Annotated in this window: 7 protein-coding genes and 1 tRNA gene; 5 read left to right on the forward strand and 3 right to left on the reverse strand. The window is 69.6% G+C overall.

The annotated features are described in order from the left end of the window. Together ACTIR_RS0115790 and ACTIR_RS0115795 are read right to left on the reverse strand one after the other, a co-directional pair. Positions 1-366: AAA family ATPase (locus ACTIR_RS0115790; RefSeq protein ID WP_026455005.1), on the reverse strand; the 366-nt coding region annotated here is incomplete at its 3' end. 88 nt (positions 367-454) lie between these two features. Then, positions 455-1,108 (reverse strand): NADPH-dependent FMN reductase, encoded by a 654-nt coding sequence (locus tag ACTIR_RS0115795; protein ID WP_026455006.1) that lies wholly within the window; start codon positions 1,106-1,108, stop codon positions 455-457. A gap of 429 nt (positions 1,109-1,537) precedes the next feature. Here ACTIR_RS0115795 and ACTIR_RS0115800 point away from each other — a divergent pair. Together ACTIR_RS0115800 and ACTIR_RS0115805 are read left to right on the forward strand one after the other, a co-directional pair. Continuing rightward, a tRNA-Lys gene (locus ACTIR_RS0115800) sits at positions 1,538-1,612 on the forward strand. 130 nt (positions 1,613-1,742) lie between these two features. Next, positions 1,743-2,276 carry a pyridoxamine 5'-phosphate oxidase family protein gene (locus ACTIR_RS0115805; RefSeq protein ID WP_026455007.1) on the forward strand — a complete coding sequence of 178 codons (534 nt, stop codon included), beginning with the start codon at positions 1,743-1,745 and terminating at the stop codon, positions 2,274-2,276. Positions 2,277-2,597: 321 nt separating this feature from the next. Here the strand turns inward: ACTIR_RS0115805 and ACTIR_RS0115810 are convergent, their stop codons facing one another. Beyond that, entirely contained in the window at positions 2,598-3,812 is a 1,215-nt protein-coding gene (locus tag ACTIR_RS0115810; protein WP_233345924.1) for an MFS transporter, read from the reverse strand. Between the two features lie 114 nt (positions 3,813-3,926). Between ACTIR_RS0115810 and ACTIR_RS0115815 the strand changes: the two genes are divergently transcribed. From ACTIR_RS0115815 to ACTIR_RS0115825, 3 genes are all read left to right on the forward strand, one after another. Further along, entirely contained in the window at positions 3,927-4,508 is a 582-nt protein-coding gene (locus ACTIR_RS0115815) for a TetR/AcrR family transcriptional regulator (protein WP_026455009.1), read from the forward strand. A gap of 435 nt (positions 4,509-4,943) precedes the next feature. After that, positions 4,944-6,050 (forward strand): tryptophan dimethylallyltransferase family protein, encoded by a 1,107-nt coding sequence (locus ACTIR_RS0115820; RefSeq protein WP_034240439.1) that lies wholly within the window; start codon positions 4,944-4,946, stop codon positions 6,048-6,050. A 50-nt stretch (positions 6,051-6,100) separates the two neighbouring features. Beyond that, complete coding sequence (locus ACTIR_RS0115825) at positions 6,101-7,483, forward strand: tryptophanase (protein ID WP_026455011.1); 1,383 nt, start codon at positions 6,101-6,103, stop codon at positions 7,481-7,483. The last annotated feature ends 18 nt before the right edge of the window (positions 7,484-7,501 follow it).

Here is a 7,501-nt window from a genome sequence, read left to right on the forward strand (position 1 = left end):
CTGCCCGACCGGGGCGTCCCCGCCGGTGCGCGGGGTCCGCTCGCCGTCCGTGCCCAGCGCGCGCCGCAGCACCCGGGCGTCGTCCTCCGGTTCGAGGTCCCCGACGGCGTCGAGCACGGTCCGCAACAGCAGGTGCAGACCGGCGAACGGCAGTCCGGACTCCGGTTCGAGGCCGGTGCCGCGCAGGACGGTGAGCCCGCCGCCGGTGGCCGCGCTGACGGCGTCGTCCAGCAGGGTCGTCTTACCGATGCCCGCCTCCCCCTTCAGGACGAGGGCGCCCCCGCGTCCGGCGCGGGCATCGGCGACGAGTCCGTGCAGAGTGGACAGCTCCTCCGCACGGCCGAACAGGGTGCCGGTGGTTCGCATGACCCCAGCATCGAACCTCGAGTATTGTCGAAGTCAAGGGTCGTTCACCGGCACGGATGATGGTCTCTACGTCCGCGTCCGGTCGTGTTCAGGCGGAGTACGGGTGTTCGGCACGGGCGCGCCGGAGTGCGACCGCCCACCAGGCGAGCTGGTCCAGCATCTGTTTGGCCGCCGCGCTCGCGGAGGCCGCGTCCGCGGGTGTGCCGTCCTCGCCGAACACGGTCGGGTAATTGTGGAAGCTGACGGTGTTGCGCATCGTGACGGCGTGCAGCTCGGCGAAGACCAGCCGCAGCTGCTCCACCGCGCGCAGCCCGCCGCCCATCCCGCCGTAGGAAACGAAAGCGACCGGCTTGGCCTGCCATTCGCCGTGGTAGTGATCGATCGCGGTCTTCAGGGCGGACGGGAAACTGTGGTTGTACTCGGGGGTGACCACGACGAACGCGTCGGCGGCCGCGAGCCGTTCGCCGAGCGCCGTGACGTCCGGGGTGGTGTCGAGGGACTGGGGCAGGTCGAACCCGTCGAGGTCGAGGACCTCGACCGAGAGGGCGCCGTGTGCCCGCGCCTCGGCGGCGAACCAGTCGGCGGGGACGGGGCAGAAGCGCCCACGGCGGGTGCTGCCGACGAGGACGACGAGCCGTGGCAGGTCGGTGTCGGCGTACGTGGGGTCGGTGGTCGCGGGTGCTGTGGTCTCGGGTGCGGAGGCCGCTGCGTCGGTGCTGGTGTGCGCTGTCGTGTTCGTCATGGCGATGACGCTAGGGAGACGGCAACGGACGCGGCATCTGTCAGTCGACCGGCATCGGAGGGTCGGTCGATGACCGTCACGGAGCGATACCACCCGGTTCACCCTGGTAGTGGTGCTGCACCGCGCTTGTGTCACCTAGCGTGGACAGTCGGCGCGACCACCGCGTTCGAAGGGGTGACTGCCATGAGTAACTGTGGATGCTGCGGTTCCTGCACCGGTCCGAGCTGCGGATGCTGCAGCAAGTGCTGACCTGAGGAACCCACCACGCGGTCCCGGTGGCACATCGTGCCGTCGGGACCGCGTCCTCATGCGCGGCTCCACCTCGGGGTCGGGGGTGACCAGCGGGGTCGGTCCCACCGCCGGGGGTGATCCTCGATCGGTCGCCTGCTGTGCCGGGCGCGGCACCCCGTCGTTAGACTCTGAGGCCACGGGCCGTTAGCTCAATGGCAGAGCTGTGGACTTTTAATCCATAGGTTCTGGGTTCGAGTCCCAGGCGGCCCACCACTGTCCTCGACCGGCTCACCTTCGCCGGCAACATCTCCGGGACCGGCGCCGCTGCGACCGACTCGCCTACGTCCGGTCGGCGACTGCGCACTGAGTCGACACTGTCGGTGGGAGCTGATGAACTAGCCGGATGTTCGAAACTCCCGATGAGCTTCACAGCCTCCAAGTCCTGCTCGACACCTCTCTGGCCGACTCCAGCAGCCACCTCAAATCGATCATCCGGCCAGGTGAGAGCACCCTGGACGCCGAGCAGGTTGTCCGAGTCTGCCAAGGCATGTGCACCCTGGCCATCGCCACAGTCACCCGGCGCGGTGAGCCACGCATCAGCGGCGCCGACGGGCACCTCCTGCACGGCCGTTGGATCTTCGGCACCGACCGCCGGGCCGCCAAGGCCCGTCATCTCGCGGCGCGGCCCGGCATCAGCGCGACCTTCATGCGCGGCGAGCAGCTCGGCGTTTTCGCGCATGGACACGCCGTTCCGCTGAACCCCGAGGGGACGAGCAGCGATCCGAGCTGGCCGACCGTCCGCGACTACCTCGTCAACCACTACGACGGCGACGAACCGTTCTGCGACGAAAACGTGTGGTATCGCATCGACCCCAGCTGGATGGTCGCCTACAGCGCCGACCCCGCCGGGCTGCTCGACCAACAACCGTCAGTCTGAAGAGGGCTGAGGCAATCTGGGCCGGGGACGGCGTCCTCCGCGTTTGAGCGGGGTAGTACCGGGCTGGTCCCCTTTGCCGGCGCGAGAGGTGTCGCGCCGGTGCGGTGACAGTCCGCGAGGTTGTCGAGCCGTGAATTTCCACGAGTGCGTCATGGTGCTCATCGAGTGTCTCGATCGCATGTTCGGACGGTTCGTCCACCTCGAAGATCAGTTCCAATTCGGTGAGATGGCCTGGGACTCAAATCGTGCCGGTCGGGACAGCGGCGAGCGGCGCGCTCGATCCTTCGTGCGTGGTTGCCGGCGTTTCGGGCGTCCTGCCGGTCAACCGTCGGCCGGTCCGACTGCGGGACCGCGAGCCGGTCGGCCGAATGCAGAGAGTCCGATCGCGAGGGCGGCGAGTATCGCGGCGATCCAGATCACATGCTCCGCGCCCACGGTTCGGATACCGGCTGCGCCGACGATTCCGGAGGCGCCGATGGCAAGGTAGAGCAGTGCCTGGTTCAGCGACAGGAGCACCGAAGCTCGTTGGGGATCTTGGGTGATGAGCCGGTGTTGTTGCGGGGTCGTGATGGCGAATGCGGAGATGCCATAGAACCCGATCGCGGCAAGCGACCATGCGTAGGTGGTCTGGGCCATTGCGATGATCGCGAAGCTGACGATCAGCCACAGGAGTGCGACGAGCACGACCGCGGAGCCGCCGTGGCGATCGGCCAGGCGCCCGGCGGCGAGATTGCCGAGTGCGCCGGCGATCCCGAGCGTGGTTATCAGTAGTGCGAGGCGTACCCCGTCCCCGCCGGTAGCAGGGGAGAACACCGCGCTGATATAGGTGTAAGGAATGTAGACGGCGGTGAACGCCACCAGGGTCGTGGCCAGCAGCGCCAGTACTCGCCGGTTCCCCAGCGGCGCCAGCCGATCCCGAAGCCCACCCGGATCGGATGTGGTGATCCCGCCGCGCGGGATGAGCCAGGCGATCCCGACCACTCCGAGCGCGGCCACTGCTGCCGCCAACCACATGGTGACCCGCCAGCCGAACACGGCACCGACGGCGGTGCCGGCCGGTGCCCCGAAGGCCACTGCGAGGGTGAAACCGGTCACCGCGGCCGCTATCGCACGCCCGCTGTCGGCTTCGGGGACCAGCCCGGCAGCGGTCACCGAGGCATTGGGGATGAACATGCCCGTGCCTACAGCGGCGACCACCTGCGCGACCAACAGGATCGCGAAAGTGGGCGCCACCGCTGTGGCGGCCGCGCCCACGAGGTAAAGGGTGCCTGCCGCCAGCAGCACCTGCCTTCGTGGCCACCGCGCGGTCAACGTCGTGGTGATCGGAGCCGCGACGGCACAACTGATCGCGAACACGGTCACCACCTGGCCTGCGGCGGCGACACTCAAGCTGAATCGGGCAGCCAGTAACGGGATGAGACCTGCCAGTACGAACTCGCCGGTGCCGACAGCGAACACTCCCAGAGCGAGTACGAACACCCCGGCCGGTAGGCGCCGCGTTCCGACCTGCGCTGTTCTCTGATCGATGTCCCCCACAGTCCGCCCCTTCACATCGTGCCCCTCAGTGCCAAAATGGAACCGATCGGTACCATATGGTTGGACGGTACCGACCGGTTCCATTTCGTGTCAAGCGGCGCTACCCTGGGCCGCATGGCAGTGAGAGCGCGAGAAAGGCTCTTGGCTGCGGCCAGGGAACTCTTCTACTCCGAAGGCGTCCGCGCAGTGGGCGTGGAGCGCCTGCTGGAGGCTTCAGGAGTGGGGCGGGCGTCGTTCTACCGGCACTTCGACAGCAAGGACGACCTCGTCGCCGCGATGCTCGATGACTACGACGTCGAGTACCGCACCTGGCTGCGCACCCGGGTAGCGGAGTTGGGTGGCGATCCATCGACGGTGTTCGACGCCGTGGCAGAGCACGCCGAGCAGTCCCACTTCCGGGGATGTGCCTTTCTGAACACCATGGCCGAGATCGCCGACCCCGACGACCCCCTCCAGGCCCGTGTGGCCGCCCACAAGTCGGCCGTGACCGACTACCTTGCCGAACTGTTGACCAACGCCGGTGTCGAAGCCTCCGACCACATCGCAGCGCGATGGATGATGCTGCTCGACGGCGCGGTCGTCACCGCCGGTTACATGCAGGACGCCACCCCGTTCTCCCGCGCCAGAGAGATCGCCACCCGCGATTTGTCTGCCCACCGGCATCCGTCGCCCAATTCCATCGGCCCGGCGATCTGACCACGGTGCCTCGGCGAGTGCCCGGGTTACTGCCGTGCTCGACGTGATTGCTTTGTACGTGGCCATGACCCCGTGCGTCGGTGACTGAGGCGCCCATTCCGGGCGATCCGTGGGTGTCGTCAGGTGGGGCGTGTCTGTCCTCCCACGGACGGGCCTTGGTCTTCCTCCCCTGTCGCGGAGTCCGGGGTCGGAAGGTGACGTGCCCCTCCTGTCGGGGCCGGGTTCGTCGCCGTTACCCGGATCACCCCGGTGGCACCGGAACGGACGAGTGCGGGCGGGGCGGGCGGCCGTTAGCGGGCTTCCGCGACGACCCGAGAGTGATCATCGCGGGCTGATCAAGATCACTCTTGTAGCGCTATCCCCTCCAGTGAAACGCCCGTTATGTTGATCTTCGTTTGCCCACGGGAGCCGCACCGGGCGCGTGGGAGTCAGCCGATGCCGAGGCCTGTTGGAGCGAACGTGAGCGTTGCCGACCCGACCCTGTTCGAACACACCCGCGACCAGCTGCGCGCACTCTGCGCCGGGAACGGGTTCACCGACGACACCCGGCCGGTAACGCTGCTGCGGGAACTGCTCGGGCCCGCGGGCGGGCGTCCGCTGTCGGCAGGCCCCGCCTGGCCGACGGACGTCGCCGACGACGCCACGCCGGTCGAGTTCTCCGTCGCCCTGGACGACAGCGGGGACCGCGCCGTGCGCATCCTCGGGGAGACCGTGGGGCAGCCACCGGGTGCGGCGGAGAACGTGGCCGCGGCGCGGCGGTTCCTCGACCGCACGAGCGCGACCCTCGGTATCCCGACCGAGCGGTTCGACACCCTGGCGGACCTTTTCCTGCCGGAGGAGCCGCAGGGCACGTTCGCGTTCTGGTACTCGCTCATCTTCCGCCCGGACGGGGCGGCCAAGCTCAAGGTGTACTTCAACCCGGCCGTGCGCGGCCCCGAACGGGCACCCGAGCTGGTCGCCGAGGCGTTCCGTCGGCTCGGGTTGCACGACGCCTACGACACCGCCACGCAGAACGCCATGGTGCGCGGGGACGCCGACACGTTCTCGTTCTTCGCCGTGGACCTCGACGACGACCCGCTGTCCCGGGTCAAGCTCTACATCTCGCACGACGCGGCCACCTCCGACGACGCCGAGCGGGCGGCGAAGGCCGTCGTCGGGGTGGAGCCCGAGCGGATCCGGGAGTTCTGCGAGGTGCTGGGCGGCGACACCGGGCCGTTCACCGGACGTCCGCTCGTGTCCAGCTACTCCTTCGTGGAGGCCGCACCGGACGGACCCGCCAACTACAGCCTCTACCTGCCCGTCCGCAGCTACGTCCACGACGACGCGGTGGCCCGCGAGCGGGTGCGGACCTTCCTGGAACGGCACGGTGCGGATGCGTCCACACTGGACGCGGCGCTGCGCGCGGTCTCCCGGCGGCCGCTCGCCGACGGCGTCGGGCTGCTCGCCCACGTGTCGCTGCGGCTCGGCCGGTACGGCACCGGGACCACCGTCTACCTCTCGTCGGAGGCCTACGACGTCCCCGCGCCCGGGACCGCGCTCTGAGCGCACGGGCCGGGCGGGGCAACCAAGAGCACACGAGGAAAGAAGGAAGCGTGAAATCGTTCCCGCCCTACCGCATCCAGGTGGTCAAGGACATCCCGATCACCACCCGTGCGGAGCGTGAGCAGGCGCTGGCCCGTGCCGGGTACAACGCGTTCAACCTCCCCGCGGACGCGGTGACGATCGACCTGCTGACGGATTCGGGCACCGGTGCCGTCTCCGCGGCGCAGGAGGCGGCCGCGGCCGCGGCCGACCGGTCGTACGCCGGGTCGGAGTCGTACTACCGGTTCCGCGCCGCGCTCGACGAACTCACCGGGTTCGAGCACGTGTTCCCCGTCCACCAGGGACGTGCCGCGGAGCGTGTGCTGTTCTCCGCCACGCTGTCGGCGGGACGGATCTCGCTGAGCAACACCCACTTCGACACCACCCGCGCCAATGTGGAGCTGCTGGGCTGCGAGGCCCGGGACCTGCCCTGCCCGGAGGCGGCCGACCTGGACAGCGACGAGCCGTTCAAGGGCGACGTCGATCTGGACGCGTTGGAGCGCACGCTCGCGGGCCCGGAGGGCGACCGGGTCGGCCAGGTGCTGATCACCATCACCAACAACGGTGGCGGTGGGCAGCCGGTGTCGATGGCCAACCTGCGCGCCGTCCGCGCGCTGTGTGACCGCTACGGCGTGCCGTTCTTCCTCGACGCCGCCCGGTTCGCGGAGAACGCCTGGCTGGTGACCCGGCGCGAGCCCGGGTACGGCGGGCACTCGCCCGCCGAGGTCGCGCGGGAGGCGTTCGGGCTCGCCGACGGATGCGTGGCGAGCCTGAAGAAGGACGCCATCGCGCCGATGGGCGCCTTCATCGGCGTGCGCGACGCCGAACTGGCCCGGCGCTGCGAGGTCAACATCATCGCGACCGAGGGGTTCCGTACCTACGGCGGGCTCGCCGCGCACGACCTCGACCGCGTCGCGCAGGGGCTGCGCGAGGTGCTCGACCCGAACTACCTGCGGGCGCGGGCGGGCGAGGCCGAGCAGCTGGCGGGCCTGGTCAACGAGGCGGGCGTGGACATCGTGCGGCCCGCCGGGGTGCACGCCCTCTACCTCAACGCGGGCAGGCTGCTGCCGCACATCCCGCCGCACGAGTTCCCCGGCCACTCGTTGGCCTGCGAGCTGTACCTGGCGGGCGGCATCCGGTGCGTGGAGCTGGGCTCGCTCTACCTCGGCGAGTTCGACGAGGGGCACAACCTCGTCGCGCCCGCGCCGTTCGAGCTCGTGCGCATGGCGCTGCCGCGGCGCACCTACACCCGGGCGCACTACGAGTACGTCGCCGACGTCCTCGCCGACATCGCGAAGCACCCCGAGCGGGTCGCGCGGTACCGGGTGGCCGACGCGCCGCCGATCCTGCGGCACTTCAAGATGACGATGGAGCAGCTGCCCGCGCGCGGCTGAGGTGCCCACGACGGCACG

Origin of the sequence: Saccharomonospora iraqiensis subsp. iraqiensis (assembly GCF_000430445.1) — a bacterium.
Lineage (GTDB): Bacteria > Actinomycetota > Actinomycetes > Mycobacteriales > Pseudonocardiaceae > Saccharomonospora > Saccharomonospora iraqiensis.

What these genes read in the sequence shown, in the direction of transcription:
- ACTIR_RS0115820 (WP_034240439.1), top strand. Translation starts at nt 4,944, where the DNA reads ATGCCGAGGCCTGTTGGAGCGAACGTGAGCGTTGCCGACCCGACCCTG.
- ACTIR_RS0115815 (WP_026455009.1), top strand. Translation starts at nt 3,927, where the DNA reads ATGGCAGTGAGAGCGCGAGAAAGGCTCTTGGCTGCGGCCAGGGAACTC.
- ACTIR_RS0115805 (WP_026455007.1), top strand. Translation starts at nt 1,743, where the DNA reads ATGTTCGAAACTCCCGATGAGCTTCACAGCCTCCAAGTCCTGCTCGAC.
- ACTIR_RS0115795 (WP_026455006.1), bottom strand. Translation starts at nt 1,108, where the DNA reads ATGACGAACACGACAGCGCACACCAGCACCGACGCAGCGGCCTCCGCA.